Here is a 554-nt window from a genome sequence, read left to right as displayed (position 1 = left end):
AGATATATTGCCAGACCGGAGGGGCGCCGGGGGCGGGAATCGCGCACTCCATATTTTGTTCACAAATTAATTAGCTGGCTCCGAGTTGCTCAGAGTCACACATTTGGTCATAAACCATGGACAGACCGTATGACCTCGGGAATCTTGCTGTCCACTGTAGACATAGCATCTTTATACCCTCGTCGGTCTCTGCTAGTTAGCCCGTCATAAATAGAAGGACAACGTTAACAAACCTATAAAACACCAGCAGGGGCTCTATCACTAATTAGACAGAGCCCCCGCTGGCGGAGTGTATTTAATTGAAACAATACCCCTTAACTGATTTACTGGAAATAAGGAGCATAAGATCCGTCCGGATAAACGTGACGACAGAACCCTGGAGCCGACTGAGCGCCACCAGAAAGCGACATAAGCAAGAAGATCGGCTCTACCTCACCGCGGACGGCAACGATGCCCTCGACTAAAGACAATCCGAGCACTCCTGAAACAGATAGGGCAAATGTCAGCTTATATAACGCAAAAAAGGGGGAGGCCGCGAGGCCTCCCCCTTCTTC

At 49.8% G+C, this 554-nt stretch carries 1 protein-coding gene; it reads right to left on the bottom strand.

Annotation, left to right across the window (positions count from 1 at the left end; genetic code table 11):
- Positions 1-323: 323 nt before the first annotated feature.
- The coding region (locus DWY03_RS10285) for a hypothetical protein (RefSeq protein ID WP_222847420.1) at positions 324-554 on the bottom strand (231 nt) is incomplete at its 5' end.

Origin of the sequence: Collinsella sp. AF23-2 (assembly GCF_003459245.1) — a bacterium.
In the GTDB taxonomy this organism is placed as follows: Bacteria; Actinomycetota; Coriobacteriia; order Coriobacteriales; family Coriobacteriaceae; genus Collinsella.
The sequence above is the reverse complement of the archived record's forward strand: the minus strand, read 5'-3'. Positions and strand labels throughout refer to the sequence as shown.